General features: G+C 73.9%; 19 protein-coding genes. 11 read left to right on the top strand and 8 right to left on the bottom strand.

What is annotated here, in order from left to right:
- Positions 1 to 38 precede the first annotated feature (38 nt).
- The 3 genes from ACLWS4_RS18190 (at position 39) to ACLWS4_RS18180 (ending at position 2,605) form a co-directional block, all read left to right on the top strand.
- Positions 39 to 1,298 (top strand): S1 family peptidase, encoded by a 1,260-nt coding sequence (locus ACLWS4_RS18190; protein WP_416874609.1) that lies wholly within the window; start codon positions 39 to 41, stop codon positions 1,296 to 1,298.
- 223 nt (positions 1,299 to 1,521) lie between these two features.
- Complete coding sequence (locus ACLWS4_RS18185) at positions 1,522 to 2,505, top strand: helix-turn-helix domain-containing protein (RefSeq protein ID WP_416874608.1); 984 nt, start codon at positions 1,522 to 1,524, stop codon at positions 2,503 to 2,505.
- On the top strand, positions 2,468 to 2,605 hold the full coding sequence (locus ACLWS4_RS18180; RefSeq protein WP_387969190.1) for a DUF397 domain-containing protein: 138 nt from the start codon (positions 2,468 to 2,470) through the stop codon (positions 2,603 to 2,605). The genes ACLWS4_RS18185 and ACLWS4_RS18180 overlap by 38 nt, the downstream gene beginning before the upstream one ends.
- A 64-nt stretch (positions 2,606 to 2,669) precedes the next feature.
- Here ACLWS4_RS18180 and ACLWS4_RS18175 read toward each other — a convergent pair whose 3' ends face one another.
- The 3 genes from ACLWS4_RS18175 to ACLWS4_RS18165 form a co-directional block, all read right to left on the bottom strand.
- A complete protein-coding gene (locus tag ACLWS4_RS18175; protein WP_049657972.1) occupies positions 2,670 to 2,897 on the bottom strand; it encodes a holin in 228 nt (75 codons plus the stop codon).
- Positions 2,898 to 3,184: 287 nt separating this feature from the next.
- Positions 3,185 to 4,219, bottom strand: coding sequence for a questin oxidase family protein (locus tag ACLWS4_RS18170; protein ID WP_416874607.1), 1,035 nt, complete (start codon positions 4,217 to 4,219; stop codon positions 3,185 to 3,187).
- A gap of 108 nt (positions 4,220 to 4,327) precedes the next feature.
- Positions 4,328 to 5,227, bottom strand: coding sequence for a DUF1963 domain-containing protein (locus ACLWS4_RS18165; RefSeq protein WP_416874606.1), 900 nt, complete (start codon positions 5,225 to 5,227; stop codon positions 4,328 to 4,330).
- Positions 5,228 to 5,554: 327 nt separating this feature from the next.
- Here ACLWS4_RS18165 and ACLWS4_RS18160 point away from each other — a divergent pair, with 327 nt between their 5' ends.
- Positions 5,555 to 7,150 carry an alpha/beta fold hydrolase gene (locus tag ACLWS4_RS18160; RefSeq protein WP_416874605.1) on the top strand — a complete coding sequence of 532 codons (1,596 nt, stop codon included), beginning with the start codon at positions 5,555 to 5,557 and terminating at the stop codon, positions 7,148 to 7,150.
- Positions 7,151 to 7,368: 218 nt separating this feature from the next.
- Positions 7,369 to 8,133 (top strand): hypothetical protein, encoded by a 765-nt coding sequence (locus ACLWS4_RS18155; protein WP_416874604.1) that lies wholly within the window; start codon positions 7,369 to 7,371, stop codon positions 8,131 to 8,133.
- A 285-nt stretch (positions 8,134 to 8,418) separates the two neighbouring features.
- Here the strand turns inward: ACLWS4_RS18155 and ACLWS4_RS18150 are convergent, their stop codons facing one another.
- On the bottom strand, positions 8,419 to 8,937 hold the full coding sequence (locus tag ACLWS4_RS18150; protein ID WP_416874603.1) for a cupin domain-containing protein: 519 nt from the start codon (positions 8,935 to 8,937) through the stop codon (positions 8,419 to 8,421).
- Positions 8,938 to 9,064: 127 nt separating this feature from the next.
- Entirely contained in the window at positions 9,065 to 9,529 is a 465-nt protein-coding gene (locus tag ACLWS4_RS18145; RefSeq protein ID WP_416874602.1) for a MarR family winged helix-turn-helix transcriptional regulator, read from the bottom strand.
- Positions 9,530 to 9,654: 125 nt separating this feature from the next.
- Here ACLWS4_RS18145 and ACLWS4_RS18140 point away from each other — a divergent pair, with 125 nt between their 5' ends.
- Positions 9,655 to 11,163 (top strand): alpha/beta hydrolase, encoded by a 1,509-nt coding sequence (locus tag ACLWS4_RS18140; RefSeq protein WP_416874601.1) that lies wholly within the window; start codon positions 9,655 to 9,657, stop codon positions 11,161 to 11,163.
- Positions 11,164 to 11,173: 10 nt separating this feature from the next.
- On the opposite strand, the gene ACLWS4_RS18135 is transcribed toward ACLWS4_RS18140, so the two are convergent.
- Entirely contained in the window at positions 11,174 to 12,358 is a 1,185-nt protein-coding gene (locus ACLWS4_RS18135; RefSeq protein WP_416874600.1) for a helix-turn-helix domain-containing protein, read from the bottom strand.
- Between the two features lie 91 nt (positions 12,359 to 12,449).
- On the opposite strand from ACLWS4_RS18135, the gene ACLWS4_RS18130 reads away from it, so the two are divergent.
- Complete coding sequence (locus tag ACLWS4_RS18130; RefSeq protein WP_159028502.1) at positions 12,450 to 12,611, top strand: hypothetical protein; 162 nt, start codon at positions 12,450 to 12,452, stop codon at positions 12,609 to 12,611.
- Here ACLWS4_RS18130 and ACLWS4_RS18125 read toward each other — a convergent pair.
- Positions 12,608 to 13,489, bottom strand: a complete 882-nt coding sequence (locus ACLWS4_RS18125) for a LysR family transcriptional regulator (protein WP_241852733.1) — start codon at positions 13,487 to 13,489, stop codon at positions 12,608 to 12,610. The two genes, ACLWS4_RS18130 and ACLWS4_RS18125, sit on opposite strands and share 4 nt — an antisense overlap.
- 71 nt (positions 13,490 to 13,560) lie before the next feature.
- Between ACLWS4_RS18125 and ACLWS4_RS18120 the strand changes: the two genes are divergently transcribed.
- Positions 13,561 to 14,364, top strand: coding sequence for an NAD(P)-dependent oxidoreductase (locus ACLWS4_RS18120; RefSeq protein ID WP_416874599.1), 804 nt, complete (start codon positions 13,561 to 13,563; stop codon positions 14,362 to 14,364).
- An 89-nt stretch (positions 14,365 to 14,453) separates the two neighbouring features.
- On the opposite strand, the gene ACLWS4_RS18115 is transcribed toward ACLWS4_RS18120, so the two are convergent.
- Positions 14,454 to 17,807, bottom strand: coding sequence for an ALF repeat-containing protein (locus ACLWS4_RS18115; protein ID WP_416874598.1), 3,354 nt, complete (start codon positions 17,805 to 17,807; stop codon positions 14,454 to 14,456).
- A gap of 450 nt (positions 17,808 to 18,257) precedes the next feature.
- On the opposite strand from ACLWS4_RS18115, the gene ACLWS4_RS18110 reads away from it, so the two are divergent.
- The 3 genes from ACLWS4_RS18110 (at position 18,258) to ACLWS4_RS18100 (ending at position 22,247) form a co-directional block, all read left to right on the top strand.
- On the top strand, positions 18,258 to 18,794 hold the full coding sequence (locus tag ACLWS4_RS18110; RefSeq protein ID WP_416874597.1) for a hypothetical protein: 537 nt from the start codon (positions 18,258 to 18,260) through the stop codon (positions 18,792 to 18,794).
- A gap of 68 nt (positions 18,795 to 18,862) precedes the next feature.
- Positions 18,863 to 20,683 (top strand): trypsin-like serine protease, encoded by a 1,821-nt coding sequence (locus ACLWS4_RS18105; protein ID WP_416874596.1) that lies wholly within the window; start codon positions 18,863 to 18,865, stop codon positions 20,681 to 20,683.
- Between the two features lie 73 nt (positions 20,684 to 20,756).
- A complete protein-coding gene (locus tag ACLWS4_RS18100; protein WP_416874595.1) occupies positions 20,757 to 22,247 on the top strand; it encodes a S1 family peptidase in 1,491 nt (496 codons plus the stop codon).
- The last annotated feature ends 66 nt before the right edge of the window (positions 22,248 to 22,313 follow it).

Raw genomic sequence — 22,313 nt, 5'->3', positions numbered from 1 at the left:
TCACCTCAACACGTTCGATCCGCACGAAGGAGAAGACCATGAAGGTCTCCAGGAAGACCCTCGCCAGGGCCGGAGCCGCGCTCCTGCTCGCCGGGGTGACCCTGGCACCGGCCGCGGCCCAGAGCCCGGCCGTGGCCTCGGCCACCGGAACCGTCGCCTTGACGCCCCCGGCCGCCCCGGGCGGCGCCGCCCACGCGCTGGCGCAGCAACTCGGGCTCCCCGAGCAGCAGGTGGCGCAGCGCCTCGCCGCGGAGGGCGGGCTGTCGAAGACCGCCCGGGCGTTCCGCGACAGCCAGGGCGCCAGGGCCGCGGGCGTGTGGCTCGACGTGATGGACGGCGAGGTCCACGCCAACGTGCTGGACGACGAGGGGGAGCGCGCGGCCCGGGCCGCCGGCATCATCCCGCAGCGCGCCGCCTACACCACCGCCGAACTCCGGGAGGTGCACGAGCGGCTCGACGCGGCCGCGGAGAAGAAGCTGACGCCGGGCGACAGCTCCTGGTCCCTGGACAGCCGGACCAACCGTGTCGTGCTGGACGTGCCGGCCGGCACGGACGCCGAGGCGATGCTGCGGACGGCCGGCATCACCGACGCCGACCGTGCGAAGGTCAGCGTCACCACCCACCAGGGGACCGCCTACGCTCGGACCGGCCTGGTCGGGGGCGACGGCCTGCGGGACGAGAACAACACCGGCACCTGCTCGGCCGGAATCATGATCAAGCAGGCCGGTGTGACCTACCTGGTGACCGCCGGCCACTGCTGGCTGGGGCAGTCGAACCCGGCGGTCCGGCGCGACGACAGCTGGCCGGACAACCAGGGCAACACCCGGATCGGCCACATCGCCGACCGGCAGTTCCCCGCCTCGGACTACGCGCTGATCGCGATGGACAACCCGCGGGGCTGGACCCCCGGCGGGAGCGCGGTCAAGACGTCCAACGGCTACAACGTCTACAACGACTACATCCGCAGCGCGGACAACCAGATCGTCGATGGCGGGACCATCTGCGCCTCGGGCGTGGCGAGCGGCTGGAGGTGCGGCACATTCGTCGACGGCATCTCCACCTACACCACAACGATAGGCAACGAGACCTATACCTCGACCCGCCAGGTCAAGGTCGCCGGAATGCAGTCGGATTACGGTGACAGCGGAGGCGCGGCCCTCTACGGCACCAGCGCCGTCGGCACCGTGACGGGCGGCTCGACCCCCGGCAGCGCGCCGAGGCCGTACACCTACATCCAGCCGCTCTCCACGGTCGCGCGCGATCTCGGCGCCATCTCCACGGTCGACTGGCACCAGTGACCGCCCCACGGCACAGGTGAGGAACGCGAGCACCCTCGGTGCGGGAAGCCGGCCCGGCCGGCTTCCCGCACACGCCTGTCGGGGACCGGGCCCGTCCCGTCCGAACAGCGGTCGGCGGCAAGGGCGCACGCCGGGGGCGCGCGCCATGACGCTGTGCAAGCAAAAGACCGCATTCCGGTAACAACCCGGAGGATGCCGGGACTACGGTGACGATCACACCGGAGTGCGGAACCCGCAGTACCTGAGGGGATTTGGGATGCCACATCGGCGTCTGGAGAACGGTCTCACGTCGAGCCCGGCGGTGATGTTCGGCGAAGCACTCCGCTTCGCGCGCGATTTGGCGGGCTACACGCAGGAAGGACTGGGCAAACTCCTGCACTGCCACCGAACGGTGATCACCCGGTACGAGAGCGGCAAGCGCTCGATGCCGAGGGACACCGTCGAACGAGCCGACCAGCTGCTCGGCATGAGGGGCCTGCTGGTGCGGCTCTGGGAGCGGGTGGACTGGCATGCGGACATCGAGCACCCCGACTGGTTCCAGAAGTACGTCGAGCTGGAAGCGGAGGCCGTGGCCGCCCGGGTGCTCCAGTACATGCGGATCAACGGGCTGCTTCAGTGCGAGGAGTACGCCTACGAGATGTTTCGCCTCGGCGATGCCCGGAACAACCCGGAGTGGCTGGCCGAGCGGGTGGAGGCTCGGCTGAGTCGGCAGGACCGCTACCTGGTCGACAACGGGCCGTCAATGATCGTCGTGCTCCATGAGAGCGCGATCCGGAGCGTCATCGGTGGACCGGGCACCATGAGAAGGCAGATGGAGCACCTCCTCTCCGTCGGGGAACGGTCCAACATTCTGATCCAGGTAGCGCCGTTCTCCTGCAGGACGCGGAAGCTGCCGACCACATCGGTGGTGCTGTTGGAGCTGCCCGACGGGAAGGAGTGGGTCTACTCGGAGAGCCTGTACCGAGGGCACTTCAGCGACGCCCCTTCGATCGTGCAGGAGGCCCGCCGGGACTTCGACCTTGTCCGCGGGTCTGTACTCTCGGTCGACGACTCCCATGCCTTCATGACCGAAGTAACGGAGGAATACCGGTATGCGGAACGCCGAGCTGAGCGGGGCGCAGTGGTGCAAGAGCAGCTACAGCGGGGACAACGCGGGCGAGTGCATCGAGGTGGCCCCCGGATTTCCCGGTCTCGTCCCTGTGCGTGACTCCAAGGACCCCCACGGCCCGGCCCTCCTCTTCCCGGCCGCCGCCTGGGACTCCTTCATCACCGCGATCCGGGGGGACGAGTTCCCGGCCGAGAGCTGACCGGACATCAACGACAGGGGGCGGGGCGCCCGATAGCGCCCCGCCCCCTGCTATGCCGGGCCGGCTACTCGCGGTTGCTGCGGCCCAGCAGGGCGGCCGAGTCCGGGTCGCCGATGCGGGTGGCCACCGCGCCCTTGAGCACGGTCAGGGCCGCGGGCAGCGCCGCGACCGCCGCCGCCTTGAGCGAGCCGATCGATGTGAGGTCGAACTTGTCGGCCAGCAGCAGGCCGAGGAACGCCACGGCGTACGTGGCGACGGTGCGCTCGACCAGGTCGACGATGAGCTTCCGCATGGTCAGGACTCCTTCGCGGTGAAGGTGGTGGGGTGCGCGGTTGCGGAGCACCCGGTGGCGGCGCCGTTCTTCGGAGGGCATGCCGTCCTGCGGGACTGCGGTGGGGTGCCGGACGCCCCGGGGCGGGGCCGTCGGAGCCGTCGGGGTCGGAGGGGGTCGACGGGGCCGGAGGGTCGGAGGGCATGCGCCATCGGGGAGTTGCCGCCCCGGTGTACACGTTCAAGCCGCCGGATCCGACGACGCGCCCCGGTACCGATTTCCTTTCCGCGTCCGGCCCCGCGCCCGCCTCACCCCAGCGGGGCGCTCAGCTCCATCGCGCGCAGCGCCGCCGCCAGGGCGGGGGCGTCACCGACGTCGAGGGCGGTGTCCGCCAGCTTGATCACGTGCTCGTCACCGTGCGCCAGGGCCCGCTCGAAGACCTCCTCGGGGGTGAGGGTGCCCGGCGGGGTGCAGGCCGCCGGCTCGGTCGGCGCGTACATCGCGGTGACGGCCGCCGACGCCGTCCAGGCCGCCCGCAGGCCGGCCGGCCACAGGTCCGGCGGGAGCGCGGGCAGGGCGCGCAGCACGGCGTTGGGCGCGGTGGCGGCGTGGACGAGCATGGTCTCCTCGCCGTGCCCGTAGGCGGCGTAGCGGTGGGTCGCCGCCCGGACGAGTTCCGCGAGGCGGTCGGCCGCCTCCTGCGGCCGCGTGACCCCGGCCGCCCACGCCGGCAGGGCGGTGACGCGGTCGAGCCGGGCGGGGAAGCCGCCGTCCTGGAGGGCGATGGGCACCACCGCGTCGAGGGCGGCGGCCGCGCCGGACAGCGCGCCGGGCAGCGTGGCGAGGGCGGCGACGGGCCGGTGGCGGGCGGCCCAGTAGCCGAGGCCGTGGGCGAGTTCGGCCAGCCGGGGCCCGGTGGCCTCGCCGCCGGACAGCAGGGTGCGCACGGCGTGCCCCACCCGGATCACCGGGTGCGTGGAGCCGCCGTACAGGCCGGGCAGCAGCCGGGGCCACCAGCGGGCGAGCACCTCGCGCCAGGGGTGGTCGGCGAGTTGGCCCTCGAAGTGGTCGATCCAGTCGGCCGCGCGGCTCGGATCGCCGAGCGCCGCACGCCAGTTGGCGGCCGTGACCGGCTCGACGCGCGGCGGGAAGTCCTCCAGCTTGCGCGCGTACAGGTCGAGCCAGCGGTGCACGGACCGTGCCTGTCCGTGGGCGGCGAGGGCCTCGACGGCCATCGGCGCGTGGTTGGTGAGCCGTCCGAGCCGCTCGGGCCCGGAGGCGTGCAGTCGTTGGAGCGCCTCGTCCAGAATGCCGGTCGTATCCGTCGTGTTCGTCGTATCCACGGCAAGGACCGTAGGCGGGACGCCACGGACGGCGTAACGGGCCGAAGACCTAGGCCCGGCGAAGGGCTCCGGCCTGCCCGTCCGGTCCGGCGGGCAGGCGGCGGCGCCTCAGGAGCAGTCCCAGTGGTGGTCCACCGGGCGATCCGGGCAGGACCGGCACTCGAAGACGTACACCCCGCCCGCGTCCCCGATCATCAGCCCGGCGGGGCTGTGCGCCCCGCGGCCGCCGTCGGCGTCCCGGCGCTCCTCGCCGGTCTCGACGTCCCGGTCCTCCAGCGGGAGCCAGGTGCGGTACGACTGACCGTCGTACTCCCAGCTGCTCACCGTCAGGAGGTGCTCCATCGTCCGCCCGCAGGTCGGGCAGTCCGGCCAGCAGGGCTCCTGGGTCCAGCCCGGGTACCCTCCGAGCTTGATCCCCGGCGCCTCGGCCAGGTGGTAGCCGTACCGCAGGCCGGTGCGGGCCCGCAGTTCCTCCATCCGCACGCGCAGTTCCGGGCCCAGGTCCTCCGGCATGTCCCAGCTCGGGTAGTCGACCACCGGCTCGGGGTGCAGGACGCACGGTGCCGGGATGCTGTCCTTCGGCGCGGTGCCCACGGTCGGCGGCACGGCGGCGAGGGCCGGTCCGACCTCCTCGGAGCTCCGCCAGCGCACCAGGGGCGTCGCGGTCGGGCAGCGGCCGATGATGAACGGGCACCAGAGCACCTGGAGCAGGTCCGTCCCGGCGGGGAAGGCGAGTTGGGGCACGTCCCGGCGGTGGATCTGGACGACGGGGACCAGCGGCACCGGCCCCTCCGCGGCGGGCCCGCCCCACTCCCCCGGGTGGCTGGTGCTCGGGCACAGCGGCCACGGCTCGTCGGCGGGCCACAGCGGCGGCCCGCCGACCGAGCTCTCGGCCGCGGACGGGCTGCCGGCGCGCGGGTGGAGGCGTACGGCGTCGCGGCGCAGCGGTACCAGTTCGGGGAACAGCTGCTCCAGGTCCACGGCGCGCTTCGGGGTGGTGCGGGTCATCGTCGTCTCCATCGGGCGGTGCTCGGGCGGGCACCGCGTACCCGCCGACGGCATCACCGTAGGACACGCCACCGACAGCGGCCTCGCCCGCCGTCCGGCCCGCCCGGCGACGGCGGGCCGGACGGGAGCACCTCCACTTCGGGCGGGCGGGGATGTCAATGCCGTGGACACTGACCATCCGGTCCCCGGCGTCCGTTTTTTGACGTACCGTCAGCTCGCACAGGTGCAGGTGTCCTCCGTAGACACGGCCGCCGGTACCGCGATCGTCGTCACGACCCCTGCCTTCGCCACGGCCCGCGCCGGGCCCCGCACCGCCGAGGAGACGTCATGAGCGAACCACGCCCCCGCACCGCCGAGCCACACCGCACCGAACCACGCCCCGCCGGGCCGCGCGCCCGCCGCCGCACCCTCGCGGCCGGCCTCGCCCTCGCCGCCCTGACCACGGCCGCCGCGACCGTCCCCGCCCAGGCCGCCACCGCCCAGGCGCTCGACCGCTACTACCAGCAGCGCCCCGACTGGCACAGCTGCGTCCAGGGCCCGGACGACCAGGTGGGCGCCGACCTGGAGAAGGCCGGCGCCCGCTGCGCGGAGGTCACCGTGCCGCTCGACTACGGCGACCCCGGCGGACGCACCGTCACCCTCGCGCTCTCCCGGATCAAGGCCACCGACACCCGCCACCGGATCGGGACGCTGCTGCTGAACGACGGCGGCCCCGGCAGTCCGACGCTCGGCGCGCCGACGAGGGTGCACGCCGCGTTGAAGGACACCGCCGCCCGCTTCGACATCGTCGGGCTGGACCAGCGTTTCGCCGGCCGCAGCGCCCCCCTCGACTGCGACTGGCCGATCGGCTACAACATCACCTCCGCCGGGACCACCCGGGCCTCCTTCGAGCGCCAGGTCTCCTTCCAGCGGGACCTCGCGGCCCGGTGCCGTTCGGCGGCCGGGGACCTGCTGCCGCACGCGAGCACCCGCGACGCGGCCCGGGACATGGACGTGGTGCGGGGCGCGCTCGGCGAGCGGCGGATCTCCTACCTCGGCCTCTCCTACGGCACCTACCTGGGCACGGTGTACTCCCAGATGTTCCCCGGCCGCTTCGACCGGGTGGTCCTGGACGGCGCGCTGGCCCCGGACCACGTCGGGCCGGAGCTGCTCCCCAACATGGTGCGGGCGAACGAGCGGGCGTTCGCCGACTGGGCGGACTGGGCGGCGCGGCGCAACGACACCTACGGGCTGGGCCGCACCCGCGAGGAGGTGGTCGCCGGGGTGCTGCGGACGGTCGGGGCGGCCTCGGCGCGCCCGCTCGTCCTCGGCACCGGCACGGACGCCTTCGAACTCGACGACACCCGGGTGCCGCTGCTGGTGTTCGGGAACCTCCAGGGCGACTCCGACGCGGAACGGGCGGGCCTCGCCGAGCTGATGGCGGTGCTCGCCGAGGCCGCGGCGGGCCGGCCGGTCACCCCCTCGGCCGAGACCACCGCCCTGCTGCACTTCCTGTTCACCCCGCAGGGCTCGCAGGCCGGCAGCGTCTCCCAGGCCATCCTGTGCGCGGACGGTGCGGCGCCGCGCGATCCCGAGGAGTACTGGCGCCGGATCGAGCGCGACCGCGCCCGCTACCCGCTGTCCGGCCCGCTGCTCGACAACATCTCCCCGTGCGCCTTCCTGGACGCCCCGCGCGAGGCGCCCACCGAGGTGCGCCGCGACGCCCGGGCGCTGATCCTCTCCGCCACCGGCGACCCGCGCGCCCCCTACCGGGACGGCGTCGCGCTGCACGGGCTGCTGCCCAGCTCGCGGCTGCTGACCCTGCGGGGCGCCGACCAGCACGGGCTGTACGGGACGTACGGCAACGCGTGCGTGGACGACGCGGTCAACGCCTACCTGGCGGGCGGGCGCCTGCCGGAGGCCGACGTGACCTGCACCAAGTAGCGGCAGCGTCCCGCCGCCGTCCGAACGCGGTCCGGGCGGCGGCGGACGGCGTGCGGTCGCGTTCGTGCTCGTGCTCGTGCTCGTGCTCGCGCTCGCGCTCGCGCTCGGCAACGGCTCGGGCACGCTGGGGAGTTGAGTACGGGGGCGGATTGCGGGCCGCGGCGCGGGCGGGCCAGGGTGTGGGCGCGGACGCGCGCGACCCGAGAGGATCCCTGCCGGTGAAGAAGCTGCTGAAGGACGTGGCGACGAGCCTCGTGTACCTCGTCGTCATGCTGGTGAACCCGCTCCTCAACGGCATGCAGTCGCTGCGGGCGCACCACTGGCCGACCGAGCGGCGCAAGCTCAGGCTGATCGGTTCACCGACGGCGCGGGCGGCCCGGGCGGCGGAGCGGGAGCGGATCCGGGCGCTGGTCGAGGCGCTGGGGGCGGTGGAGGGGGTCGAGCACCTGCTGACCCAGGTGCTGGACCAGTCCACCCGCCCGTCCACCTACGGCCTGGACCACCCCCGGGACACCCTGCTGGTCTGCCGGATCCACGCCCGCGCCTACTTCGTCGTCCGGGAGGACGTCCTCGACGTCCTGCGGCGGATCGAGGCGGCGAACGTGGCCGAGTGGCAGGCCAACGGGCAGGGGCCGGACCCGCACGGGAGCCTGGAGCACGCGCTGCGCTGGTACCGCGACGGCGGCGTCGACGCCAACGGCTGGCGGATGGACTCCCCCTGCCTGTCCAGCCCCGGCGCGACGCTGGTCTGGGACCGGCCCGGCATCCCGCCCCGGGACCCGATCCCGGCGGGCCCGTACCCCAACCGGCTGTTCACTCTGGAGCAGACCCCGCCGGACGCGGACGCGGCGCGGCTGCTGGACGAGGCCCGTTCGGACGGGCGGGGCGTGGTCCTGGAGCTGGCCTTCGGCGCGGGCTGGGTCGACTACTGCCAGTACCACAAGGTGGCGCGCGGCGGCTTCGCGGGGCGCGGGCGGCTCTGAGCGGGGCGTGCCGGTCGGCTTCGCGGAGCGCGGTCGGCTCCGAGCGGAGGGTGCCGGGCGGCCGGCCGGGCCCGTCCGGGCACCCTCACCCGTTCAGCCGCGTTTCAGCACTGGGGGCGGCGGCCGTGGTTGGCCCCGTGCTTGGCCCTGGCCTTCTTCTTGCGGCGGCGCTTCGACGACATGGCCACTCCTCTCGCAGCCGGACACTTCCGGTCTTCCACCGTTCCACACCCGGGCAGCCCCGGCCCGTCGAGCGCCCCCGGCCCGTCGGGCCGCCCGCGGGTCTCAGGCGCCGTCGCCCGCCAGGGCCGCGCGCCAGGCGGGGCTGTCGACGTAGTGGTTGTCGAAGCGCTCGGACGAGGCCGCGATCGCCCCCGGCGCGGTCTCGCCGCGCATGACGCTGCCCAGCAGGCGCAGGTAGTCGAAGCGGTCCATGCCGGGCGCGAACACGCAGAGCACGTCGGCCTCGGAGCCCGGGGCGGCGGCGAAGGCGTGCGGGGTGTGCGGGGGCACGGCCAGGAAGTCGCCCGCGCCCAGCACGGTGACCTCCTCGCCGACCAGCACCCGCAGCGAGCCGCCGATCACGAAGAACAGCTCCCAGGCTCGGGTGTGGAAGTGCGCGGGCGCCCCGGGGGCGCCGGCGGCGAAGGTGGAGCGGTAGACGGTGAAGCCGCCCTCGCCCGGGGCCGAGTCGGCGAGCAGCGTCATGGTGGAGCTCGGGTCGGCGCAGATCTCGGCCTCGGCGCAGCGGGTCAGCACGGGGGCGGCGGTGGTGGCGGGGGCGGTGTTCTTCGTCGTCGTCATGTGACCAACCTATGGCCGGAAAGACCCACGATCAGGTGGCAATCAGCGACCGTTTCCATGGGTCAATTTCCTCCTGCCGACCCGTCTCCCCCGCGTCCTCGGCCTCCCCCGTGCCGCCCGGGCGCCGTCAGTCGGGGAGGTTCCCGTTGCCGCCCAGGTTCGCCACCATCCGGCGCAGCACGTTGATCGTGGTCACGAACTCCTCGGTGCCGATGCCCTCGTGGGCGCGTTCGCTGACCGCCAGGTTGCGCTCGCGGGCGCGCAGGCGGCCGGCCTCGCCCTCCTCGGTCAGGGTGAACGCCCCGTCGGCGTCCTCGGTCAGCCAGCCGCGGGCGATCAGGTCGTCGAAGACGGCGTCGAAGACGGTGCCCTGGTCGTCGTACGGGGCGAGCCGCTCGGCCAGGGTCCTGCGGGTCCACCCGCCGGGCCGGCCGGCGGCGTGGTTGAGCGTCCACCAGTGCGGCTGGGTGAGGCCTTCCACCGCGAGCTGCACGCGCAGGCCGTCCACCACCAGGCGGCGGAAGAGCTCGCCGGTCCACGCCCCGATGGGCTGGGCGGCGATGGTCTGCGGTTCGTAGGTCTTGATCGTCATGTCCGGTGCTCCTTCACCTGGTCGTCAGGACACGGCCGACCGTAGGACCTCAAGCCGCCTTGAGGTCAAGGCAGTTCCAGGACCCGGGGCCCTGCGCTGGTCAACTCCCTTCTAGGGTGGCCCACATGAAGACCGCACCGGCGCTCGCCGCCGCCCTCGCCCTGTCCGCGGCCGCCGTACTCGGCGCGGCCGCCCCCGCCTCCCCCGCGTCCTCGGCCTCCCCCGCCGCCGACCCGCTGGAGCGCTTCCACCGCCAGCCGCTCGCCTGGTCCGCCTGCCAGGAACCGCAGTTGGCCGCCGCCGGCGCCGAGTGCGCAGCCCTGACCGTCCCGCTGGACTACCGCGAGCCGCGGGGCCGCACCCTCTCCCTGGCCGTCTCCCGGATCCGCTCCGCCGACCCCGCCAAGCGCCGCGGGATACTCCAGACCAACCCCGGCGGGCCCGGCGAGCGCGGGCTGGACATGCCGGCCGCGCTGCGGGAGCAGCTGGCGCCCGGGACGGCGGCGGCCTACGACCTCGTCGGCATGGACCCCCGCGGGGTCGGCGCCGGCGGCCCCAACTGCGGCCTCACGCGCGGCACCTGGCTGCGCTCGACCGGCACCGGCCAGGCCGGCTTCGAGCAGGCCTGGCGCCTGGCCAAGGCCGACGCGGACGCCTGCTGGAGCAAGTACCCGGACCTGCTGCCCCACCTGACCACCCGCAACACCGCCCGGGACGTCGACGTGCTGCGCACCGCGCTGGGCGAGCAGCGGACCTCCTTCTTCGGGCAGTCCTACGGCGCGATGCTGGGCGCGGTGTACGCGCAGCTGTTCCCCCGGCGCGTCGACCGGCTGGTGCTGGACAGCGCCCTCGACCCGGCCCGGTACGGCATCGGGGCGTTCCAGGACATGGGCGGCGCCAACGAGCGCGCCCTGGACGACTTCGCCGCCTGGGCCGCGCCGCGCGACGCCGCCCACCACCTGGGCGCCACCCCGGCGGCGGTGCGGTCCACCGTCGAGGGCCTGGTCCGCCGGGCCGAGGCGGCGCCGATCGCCGTCGACGGCTACCGGCTCGACGGCGCCCTGCTGCCGGTCCTGCTCGCGGTCTTCCAGAGCGACGACCGCGACAGCGCCGAATACGCGGACGCGCTGCGCCAGTTGCTGGACGCCGCCGACGGCCGGCCGGTACAGGCGGGCCCGGCCCTGCACCAGCTGCTGACCATGCTCCTCGCCCCGGGCCCGGAGGCCGGCGCCGGCCTGTCGTCCACGGTCGCCATCGTGTGCGACGACGTGGCGATGCCGCGCTCGGCCGCGTGGTACCGCGACGCCGTCGAACGCTCCCGCGCCACCGAGCCGGTCTTCGGCCCGGTCTACAACGGCCCCGTCCCGTGCGCCTCCTGGCGCGGCGCCCCGCTGGAGCCGCCGGTCGAGGTCCGCAACGCCGTCCCCGCCCTCCAGCTCCACGCCACCGGCGACACCCACGCCCCCTACCAGGGCGCCCTCGCCCTCCACACCCGCCTGCCCGGCTCCCGCCTGGTCACCGTCCCCGGCCGCGTCCACACCCTCACCCTCAACGGCTACAGCCCGTGCGCGAACGCGGCGGTGGACGCCTACCTGTCGACGGGGGCGCTGCCGGCAGCGGACACCGTCTGCTGAGGAAGGGCGGCTACGGACTGGTCGCCCTCCACTCGTTCAGGGCGGCCAGTCCTTTCCGGAGGTCCTCGGCCCACACGTCGTCGATGTCCTCCGGGACCGCTCGCCGCTCCGCGACCATGGCCTTCCGCAGCGCCTGGTCCAGCTCGGAACTTCCATGTTCCACGCAGGCCTTGTGAATCCGCACCAGGTGCTCGACCGGCGCGAACGAAGCCACCGCCGTCAGTACATCCGACCGCGCCTTGCTCTCGCGGCCCTCGCCGGAGAGCCAGTGGAAGAGGTCGACGGGCTTTCGCAACCGGGCAAGCGCTCGTTCGACACCGGTGCTGTCGTAGACGCGGCGCATGGCCTCGAACTCGGCGACGAGACGCATGACGTCCCGCACGGAGTAGCCGCACGCGATACGCTCGATGAGGCGGTCCGCGGCCGCGTCCTCGTCGGCGTCCCGCAGGCAGACGACCGCCGCACGGATCCCCGTCAGACCACCCGGGCCGCCCATCTCCCACAGCACCAGTTCGGTGTCTGTTGCGGACATGAGCTGGTCGAGGGCCGCGACATCCCTCTCACGGAGCCTGAGCACGGCCCCCGCCTGCCGGATCTGGTTCTCCAGCTGGGCGATGCGGTCCAGCGCCGCGTCCCGTTCCCCGGTCAGCATGCGGGCCTCCTCCCGGCTGCGGATGCCGAGGTTCTCCAACGCGGCCTCTGCGTCCTTCCGCCGCTTGCGCTCGTCTTCGAGCTCGTTCCGGAGGTCGGCCAGCTCCTGGACCGTCCGGGCACGGTGGCGGCAGAGGTCCTCGTGGGCCGTGGCAAGCTCGAACTCCCGGGCCTGGAGCGGACTGCGGACGCGCGCCGCCGCGTACATGGCCGACCGGGTCCGCGCAAGCTCGTCGGCGTCGACCGGTACACCTTCGCGCTCGGCCACCAGAAGGTGGAGCCGGGCCGCGATCTCCCGGCGGGGCACCTCCCGGCCGTTGAGGAACTTCGACAGCCGAGTGCTGTCGATGCTGATCCCGTCCCCGCTCAGCCGGTCGGCCAACTCCTCCGAGGTAAGGCCGATCCGCTCTCGCAACTCGCGCAGGCGCTCCGCACAGAGCCGCTCCGGCTCCGACAGCCGCTCGTCCAGCGGGGCCAGTCCCCTCCGCACGGGCACCCCGTGCCGGTCTTCGTGTTGCGCCCTCGGCAAGTTGCGCTCTCCCACCGCAAGTTCCGGTTGCGACCTGACGCAACCACCGTGCAGACCATTGTGATGGGCGCTGTACCGAGAAGTCGTCCCATCCACGGAGATCCCCATGCGCCGACAGCAGCGTTCCCGTCCCCCTCGCCCGTTCCTGGAGTTCCGCGTCGGCGGCTTCCGCCTGACCCTGCAGTCCCGGCCCCGCCACCCGGCCGTGCTGCTCCTCGGCGGCCCGGCCGTCAGCGCCCTGACCGCCGTCCTCGCCGCGCGCCGTTAGCCGGCGCCCTCGCGCAGGAGGGCCGCGAAGGCCTCGGCTGCCGGGGGCACCCGCCGGCCGCGCCGCGTGACCGTGTAGACCTGCCGGACCGGGGTGTCGTCGGGGTGCAGCGGGATGAGGGCGATGCCGGGGCGGGTGACGCGGGCGGCGAGGGAGGGGATCAGGGTGATGCCCAACCCGGCGGCCACCAGGCCGAGTTTGGCGGTCCAGGCGGCGACGGTGTACTCGATGCGGGGCTGGAAGCCGCTGCGGACACAGGCGGCGAGGAGGGTGGACTCGGCGTGGCGGCGGGCGGCGATCCAGGGTTCGTCGGCGAGTTCGGCCAGGCGCAGGCGGCGGCGCCTGGCGAGGCGGTGGCCGCGCGGGAGGGCGACGAGCACCGGGTCGTCCATGAGCGGCCGGAAGTCGAACTGCTCGCCGGTGTCGGCGGGTTCGGTGTACGAGGCGACCAGGGCGAGGTCGATCGCGCCCTCGGCGAGCAGGTCCAGCAGGTGCGCCGCCAGTCCCTCGGTGAGGCTGATCGCCACGTCCGGGTGCGCGGCGCGGAAGGCGGCGAGGGCGCCGGGGACGAGGGCGGCGTTGGCGCTGTCGAAGGCGCCGACCCGCAGGCGTCCGGCGGTGAGTTCGGTGAGGGCGACGAGGTCGCGCCGGGTGGTGTCGAGCCGTTCCAGCATCGCCTCGGCGTGCGGCAGCAGCGCCCGGCCGTGCTCGGTGAGCCGCACCCCGCGTGCCAGCCGGTCGAACAGCGGTGTGCCCAACTCGGCTTCCAGGGTGGCGATCTGGCGGGAGATCGCGGACTGGGTGAAGCCCAGCCGCTCGCCGGCGGCGGTGAAGGAGCCCAGGTGGGCGACGGTGCGGAAGACGTCCAGCCAAGCCATGTCCATTCCGCATGACTACCATGCGGGACATTCGCTTGTCGCCTGGCTCGTGGCTGCCTAGCGTGGCGGCCATGGAGAAGATCGCTTTTCTGGGACTGGGCCGGATGGGCCTGCCGATGGCCCGCCGACTCGCCGACGCCGGCTACCCGTTGACCGTCTGGAACCGCTCCCCCGGCCGCGCCGGTGACCTCACCGGGGCCGGGGCCACCGAGGCCGCCACTCCGGCGGAGGCCGTGCGCGGCGCGGACGTCGTCGTCACCATGCTGTCCGACCCGGAGGCCGTCGCCGAGCTGGCCGGACGGTTCACGGCCGACCTCGCCCCGGGCACCCTGTGGATCGACATGTCCTCGATCGGTCCGCGCGCCACCGCCGCCCTGCGCGCCGAACTGCCGGACGGCGTCGCCCTGGTGGACGCCCCGGTGATGGGCAGCACGGGCCCTGCGGCCACCGGCGACCTGACGGTCTTCGCGGGCGGCGAGGACGCCGACCTGGACCGCGCGCAGCCGGTCCTGAAGCACCTGGGCCGGGTACGGCGCTGCGGCGGCCCGGGCGCGGGCGCGGCACTGAAGGTGGTGGTGATCGGCGCGATCGTCGCCTCCGTCACCGTCCTGGGCGAAGTCCTGGCGGTGGCCGATGAGTTGGGCGTTCCGCAGGAGCAGGCGCGGGAGGTGCTGTCGGCCGGGCCGCTCGCGGGGGTGGCGACCCGGGCGTTCGGCACGGGGTCGGACTTCCCGGTCCGCCTGGCCGCCAAGGACCTCGCCCTGGCGGGCGGCGGCCCGGTGCTGGCGGCGGCCCGCGAGGTGCTGCTGGCGCACCCGGAGATCGCCGAGCAGGACCTGTCGGCGGTGCCGGGGGCGCTGCGGCGCGGCCGGTAGGGCGAGGGCGGAGCGGCGGCCGGGCGTCGACCGCCGCCCGGGTACGCGGCGACGTGCGGCGGTGGCCGGAGCCACCGCCGCACGGGCGCTCAGAAGTACGGCCAGCCGGGGAGCCGCTCCCAGGGATCCGAGGCGACGAGGTTCATGACAGCCGATCCTGTCCCGATGACGAATTGGGCTCCCTTGTCCGCCACTTTCGGCCCCAGTTTCGCGAACTTCTCGACCACTTTGCCCTGTGTGGCGATGACGGTGTTGAGCCCGAAATAGGCGAGGGAGGACTGGAACGGCTTGCTGGTCCAGCCGTGCCCGATCCCGGTCAGCAGGACACTCACCCCGCCGGTGGCGAACGACGCCAGGGAGAGGACGGGGGAAATCTTAAAGGCCGGAGTGACCAGGACCGCCGCCGACGCAGCCCCCAACCAGGTACTCAGGTCGCCGGTGTACTGGGCGTACTCGCGGATCATGATCTCGAGTGCGCCGTCCATGCCGCCGGGGCTGGAGCCGCCGGGGCCCAGAAGCGGCCGGACACTGTCGTTACCCGGGTTGTCGGCGGGATTGACGTGGTTCGCGGCGTTCTGCCGGGCCTGCTCCGCCGCCTTGGCCGCTTCCGCTGCCTGCTCCTGCGCCCGCTTCTGGACCGCGATGCTCCCGGCCTCGTTGGCGGCCTGGGCGGCCTCCTCCTGGCTCTTGCCGGCGGCCAGCGCCGAGCCCCTGGCCTCGGCGGCCGACGCGGCGGCGCCGGCCGCCGAGGCGACCGCGCTGTGGGCCGACACCGCGGCCTGGTTCGCGGAGTAGTTGGCCTGCCGGCTCGCCGTCCTCGCCGTGGCCGAGGCGGTCTTCGCCTGCTGGGCGGAGGACGCCGCGGCCGAGGCCGAGGCCGTGGCCTCCGCGGCCCTGTTGCGGGCCTCGTCCGCGTAGCCCTTGGCCTGCGAGGCCGACGTGCGGGCCCGGTCGGCCCACTGGCCTGCCTCCTCGGCGGCCGAACGGGCCCGGGCCGCGACCGCGGACGCCTCGGCCGCGTCCTGGTTCGCCTGTGCCGCGATCTGGGCGGCACTCGCGATCAGCGCCCGGACCGCCGCGACGTGGGCGGCGGTGTCCTGGTCCTTCTGGGCCGCCCGGTACTGTCCCCAGGCGACGTAGTCGCTCTGCATCGAGTCCGGTCCGGACAGGACGACCTGTCCGAGGGCCGCCACGACGGGGCCGCCCCGTCCCATGACGGTGGCTGCGGCCACCTGGTCGTCCTCGGCCTTGGCCGACCAGTAGCCGGTGGCCAGGAAGTCGGTCAGGGCCTTCGGTGACGGGTCGCTCAGGGCCTTGTTCCCGGCGGCGGTGACCGCCTTGCCCGCGTTGTCGATCAGCTTGAGGATCCGGATCCGGTTGTCGTCGGCCTGGACGTCGTAGACACCCTGGGTGAGGAAGGCCTGGATCTGTGCCGGGCTGTCGGCGGCCAGCGCCCGCTGCGCCGCCTCCGCCAGGCCGGGGCCGCCGAGGGTGGAGAACAGCAGCGCCTTCTCCCGGTCGTCCTGCCGCAGAGCCTTCGGGTACTGCGACACGGCCCAGTCGACCACCTCCCGGTCGGTACCGGAGAGCGCGCTCTGCGCGGCCCGGCTGGTCCACGCGCCGCTGCTGGAGAGCAGGTTGACGGCGGCCTTGCGGCCCGCGGCGACCGCGGTCGCGGTGTCGACCGCCGGGTCGGCGGCCTTGGCGACCAGTTGCCGGGTGGCCTCGTCGACGGCTGCCGCCTGGGTCATGGCGGTCTCCCGCGACCGTGCCTCCTCCTGGCCGTCCTTGCGGAGCGCGGTGGCCTCGTCGACACCCAGCTTGGTGTCGGCCGCGAGGTCCTCCTGCTCGCTCTCCCGGGCGAGCTTCTCCACGTTCTGGGCCACCGCCACGGCGTCGCTCGCCACCTTCGCGGCGGCCACCGCCGCGTTGGCGTGCTCGGTGGCCTTGTTCGCCCAGTCCTGGGCGTTGCCCGCCTGGTTGGCGGCCTCGTCCGCCGCCTTCGCGGCGTTCTCCGCGTGGGTGGCGGCCCCGTTGGCGGCCGCCTGCGCGTCCTTCGCGGCCGAAGCCGCGCGGGAGGCCAGCGAGTTGGCCCGCTTGGCGGCCGCGTCGGCGGAGGCGGAGGCGCTGCGGGCGAGTGCGGCCGCCTCCGACGCCCGCCGGGACTGCGCCGTGGCCTGGCCGGCGGACACCCCGGCCGAACTCGCCGCGTCCGCAGCGTCCGCCGCGTTGCGCGCAGCGCTGGCCGCGGAGCTCGCGGAGAGCCCGGCCTGCGCGCCCGAGACGGCCGCGCTCGCGGCGGCGTCCGCGGCGCTGCGGGCTCCCGCCGCCGCGTCCCGGGCGGCCTGCGCCGCGTTGCGGGCGGCCTGCGCCTGGCCGGCGTCCTGGCGGGCCGCCGAGGCGGCCTGGTAGGCGCGCGTGGCGGCCTGGCCGGCGGCCGCCGCGGCGCTGGCCGCGCCGCGGGCCGCGTTCGCCGCCGTCCGGGCCGCGGCCACCGCCGTACTGGAGGCCTGGATCGCGGTCCGCGCGGCGTTGGCCGCGCCTTGTGCCGCCTCGGCCGCGCGGTTCGCGGCCTGCCCCGCCTTCACGAGGTCGTTCTTGGCCGCCTCGGCTTCCAGGGCGGCCTTCTGCGCGGCCTCCTTGGCCAGCCGGGAAGCCTCCTGCGCGCGCTCACCCGCCGCCTTGGCCGCGTCGGTCTCGGCCTTGGCCCGCTTGCCGGCCTCCGTCGCGGCCTCGACCAGCTGGCTGATCGTCAGGGTCTCCTGGTCACGCGCACGGGCCAGCTCCAGCCCGCTCTCCAGGAAGTCCGCGATGTCGTCGGCAGTTCCGCTCAGGGCCCGCTGCGCGAGCCTCTGCACCTCGGGGCCGCCGGTCGCCATGACCCTGGCGACCTGGACCTGGTCGTCCTCCTTGCGGGCCCGGGCGAGACCCGTGCCGAGGAAGTCCGTCAGCGCCTTGGCAGAACCGTCGTTGAGCGCCTTCTGTGCCGCCTCCTGGACCGCACGGCCACCCGTGTTGGTGGTGGCGACGGTCGCCACCGTCTGGTCCTCCTTCAGGGGGGCCTGATAGCCGGTCAGCACGAACTGGTGCAGCTGCTCGTCCGTACCGCTCAGCGCCTGCTGGGCGGCGGCCCGCACCCCGGCACCGGAGAAGGAGAGCATCTTCAGGACGGCGAAGCGCTCGTCCTCGGCGGTCGCCCGCCGCAGGCCGGTGGCCAGGAAGTCGCCGATCTGGGCATCGCCGCCGACCAGCGCGGCGGCCGCGGCGTCCCTGACCGCCGACCCGCCGGCCATCCACGCCTCGACCACCTGGGCACGCGCGCCCGCGGGCAGCGGCGCCGGTCCGGGATCGGCGGGGACCGCCGCTGCCACCGTCGTGCCGAAGACCGCCATGGCCAGCGACAGCGCCGTCACCGCGGTCAGCCGGGCGCGCCGGAGGCGCATAGGCGGGGACATGGTCCCGGATAATTTATCGACCATTTCTCCTCAATTCCTTGAGTGCTTTTCGACTGGAATTTGAAGCCTTTTCGGAACCGTCTACAACAACCTGTCGAACTGTCGCACAGGTCGTGAACCCACGGGCCCGATACTGAATTCACGAGCCATGCCACGGATCGAGCACGCCGGGCCGTCGAGCTGAAGAAGTAGCTGGTCAGAGACGTTTCAAGAGGGTCATGCGGCCGAGCTTGCGGATTCCGAAGGGGATCGCCGCAGGCCACTCCGCCCGCAATATTGGCTCGAACCCGACCCTTTTACGGAACTCGGCAACCGTGATACCAATAGGCCTCCGATCCGATGGCGAAGCGCCCTGCGCAGGCCCGGGTCGATGCGTCGTTTACTTCGATCACACCATTCCCTTGCCCGTGGAATTCCGCACGAGGAGGCCCCACCAGCATGAAGCCTTTGATTCGCTGCCTGACCGTCGGCGCCGTCGCCGGTGCCGTCGCCCTGACGGGTCTGACCACGGTCGGTGCCGCCCCCGTGCCCGCCGGAACCGCGAGCACCGCCGGGGCCGCCGCTGCGGACGACACCCCGCCTCCGGCCGTCGAGGACTTCGCCTACCCGAACGCCGACAAGATCTTCCAGGAGCGCGGCATCAGGCTGAAGGGCGGCGACGGCCACATCCTGCTCGTCACCTGCGACGGCCGGCCCGGCCTGATCCAGGTGCGCGCTCGGGGCAACGCGGTCACGGACCCGGTCGGCAACGGCCAGTTCTGCTTCCAGGTCAGCGGCCCGACCGGCCGACTGAGCCTTGAGATCCCCTCCGTCTTCATGGTCATGGGCAACGACTACGCCGTACGCCTCGACATGCGGACGGGCACCGAGAACAAGTCCTTCGACGTGAAGAAGAACATCTGGACGTCGGTCGGCGAGAGCACGGACCCGCAGGGGCGCCTGTTCAGCCTGCTGGAGATCACCGCCACAGCGTGACCCCCGGTCCGCGCTTCCCCGGCGCTACCGCCACCGCCACCGCCCGGCAGACGAAGGAAAGCCACCTCATGGTTCGCTCACGCCCACGATCCGCATGGACGGCCGGGACGGTCACCGCCGCCGCCCTCGCCGGCACCCTGTTGTCCGGCACGCCAGCCCCCGCCGTCAGCGGCGACGCCACGCCCGCCGGCTCCTACGCCTTCACCGCCAAGCTGGACATCGGCAACGGCCAGCGCGCCTGCACCGGCGCCCTGGTCGACCCGTACTGGATCATCACCGCCGCCGCCTGCTTCGCCGACAACCCCGCCCAACCGACAACCGTCCCCGCCGGCCCGCCCGCGCTCCGAACGACCGCCACCATCGGCCGCACCGATCTCACCACCACGACCGGCCAGGTCCGCGACATCGCCGAGCTCGTCCCCCGCACCGACCGCGACCTCGTCCTGGCCCGGCTCGCCACCCCCGTCACCGACATCACCCCGCTCGCCGTGGCCACCACCGCCCCCGCCGCCGGTGAGGACCTGCTGGTGACGGGCTACGGCCGCACCAAGGCCGACTGGGTGCCCGACAAGCTCCACAGCGCCGCCTTCACCGTCGGCGCCGTCGACCCGACCGGCCTCGCCATCGCCGCCAAATCCCCCGCGGACGCCGCCGTCTGCAAGGGCGACACCGGCGGCCCCGCCCTGCGCAAGGTCGGCGACCACTACGAGCTCGCCGCCGTCAACAGCCGCTCCTGGCAGAACGGTTGCCTCGGCGCCCCCGCGACCACCCGCACCGGCGCGTACGAGACCCGGGTCGACGACCTCGGGGGCTGGATCCAGCAGGCCGTCTCCGCCTGGTCCGCCGTGGTCGCCGCCCGTTCCGGGGGCCGCAGCACCGTCTACAACCCGGACACCAGGACCGCCGAGACCTTCGCCCTGCGCAGCGACGGCGCCATGATCCACGCCTACAACACCAACGGCGAGGGCTGGTCCGGCTGGTACGTCCTCGGCGACGGCGCGCGGTTCACCGGTTCCCCGGCCGTCGTCCACAACCCGGTCACCAACACCCTCGACGTGTTCGCCACCGGCACCGACGGGTCCATCTACCGGGCGACGTGGAGCCGAGCCACCGGCTGGGGACCGTGGATCATGACCGCCGACTGGAAGTTCCGCGGCTCCCCCACCACCGTCTACAACCCGGACACCCGGACCGCCGAGGTCTTCGCCCTGCGCGCCGACGGCGTCATGGCCCACCTCTACAACACCGAAGGGGCGGGCTGGCACGGCTGGTTCACCCTCAACCCCGGAGGCGCCTTCGTCGGCGTACCGGCCGTCGTCCACAACCCGGTCACCAACACCCTCGACGTGTTCGCCACCGGCACCGACGGGTCCATCTACCGGGCGACGTGGAACCGGGCCGGCGGCTGGACACCGTGGATCATGACCGGCACCTGGAAGTTCCGCGGCGTCCCCACCACCGTGTACAACCCGGACACCCGGACCGCCGAGGTCTTCGCCCTGACCACCGACGGCACCATGGCCCACCTCTACAACACCAACGGCGAGGGCTGGTCCGGCTGGTACGTGATCGGCCCCAGCGACTGGAAGTTCGCCGGCACCCCCGCCGTCCTCCACAACCCGCTCGCCAACACCCTCGACCTGTTCGCCACCGGCACCGACGCCTCCATGTACCGGGCGACGTGGAGCCGCGCCGGCGGCTGGTCTGCCTGGACCATGACCGGCAGCTGGAAGTTCGGCGGCTCCCCCGCCGCGGTCTACAACCCGGACACCCGGACCGCCGAGGTCTTCGGCCAGGGCACCGACGGCGTCATGGCCCATGCCACCAAGGCCGGCGACGGGGCCTGGTCCGGCTGGTCCGTCGTCGGCCAGATCCCCACGACGGGCTGACCGCGACCGGTTGAGCGCACCCGTGACGTACCCGTCCGAGACGCCGTCAGGTCCAGGATTGGAGAACCACCCCATGCTCCGCTCGCACCCGCGCTCCGCATGGACGGCCGGGACGCTCACCGCCGCCGTCCTCGCCGGCAGCCTGCTGTCCGGCACGCCCGCACCCGCCGTCAGCGGCGACGCCGCGCCCGCCGGCTCCTACGCCTTCACCGCCAAACTGGACATCGGCAACGGCCAACGCGCCTGCAGCGGAGCCCTGATCGACCCGTACTGGATCGTCACCGCCGCCTCCTGCTTCGCCGACAACCCCGCCCAGCCGACAACCGTTCCCGCCGGCCCACCCACCCTCAAGACCACCGCCACCGTCGGCCGCACCGACCCCACCACCACGGGCCAGGTCCGCGACATCGCCGAGCTCGTCCCCCGCACCGACCGTGACCTGGTCATGGCCCGCCTCGCCACCCCCGTCACCGACATCACCCCGCTCGCCGTCGCCACCACAGCACCCGCCCCGGGCGAGACCCTGCGCGTCGCCGGCTACGGCCGCACCAAGGCCGACTGGGTGCCCGACAAGCTCCACACCGCGGCCTTCGGCGTCAACGGCGTCACCGCCACCGGCATCGCCATCACCGGCACCGCGCCGGCCGGAGCCGCCCTCTGCAAGGGCGACACCGGTGGACCGGCCCTGCGCGGGACCGGCAGCACCGCCCAGCTCGTCGCCGTCGGCAGCACCTCCTGGCAGAAGGGCTGCCTCGGCAGCGCCGAGGCCACCCGCGACGGCGCCGTCGGCGCCCGCACCGACGACCTCGCCGACTGGATCAGGTTCCTCCGCTCCGGCACGATGCCGCCCCAGGCGCCCGGCGTCCTGCGCTGGTTCCTCTCCGACTCCGCGCAGTCCAACGTCAACACCCGGGCCACGTTCGACTTCGGGAAGAGCCCGATGATCCCGCTGACGGGCAACTGGGACGGCGTCGGCGGGGACACCCCCGGCGCCTACGACCCCACCACCGCCCGCTTCCACCTGACGAACTCGCTCGACGGCGGCCCCGCCACGATCGACCTCCCGTTCGGCGAGCCGGGCGACGTCCCCGTGGTCGGCCGCTGGGACGGCGGCCGCACCAGCGAGGTGGGGACCTACCGCCCGAGCACCGCGGAGTTCCGGCTGCGCCACCACGACGGCACCGTGACGACCTTCATGCTGGGCGACGGCGGCAACTGGAAGCCGATCGCCGGGGACTGGACGCACAAGGGCTACGACACCCCGGGGCTGTTCAATCCCGACACCGCCACGTTCTACCTCGTGAACTCCGACCACGACGGCGACGCCGACACCACGTTCACGTTCGGCGACAAGGGGGACACGCCCGTCGCCGGCGACTGGACCGGCAGCGGCACCACCCAGGTCGGCGTCTACCACCCCGCCGGCAGCGTCTTCCGCTTCCGCGGCGCCACCGCCGACGGATCCGCCGCCTCCGTCTCCTACGGCGACGGCGGGTTCCCGGTCACCGGCGACTGGAGCGGCAGCGGCAAGTCCACCCAGGGCATCGCCGTCCCCGGCCGGTAGCAGACCTCGCACACCCCTCGCACACCCCGCCCGGGCCGCCGGCGCGAAGCCGACGGCGGCCCCGCG

It is taken from the genome of Kitasatospora sp. SC0581, assembly GCF_048159585.1.
Lineage (GTDB): Bacteria > Actinomycetota > Actinomycetes > Streptomycetales > Streptomycetaceae > Kitasatospora.
This window is presented reverse-complemented; position numbering and strand designations above follow the sequence as displayed.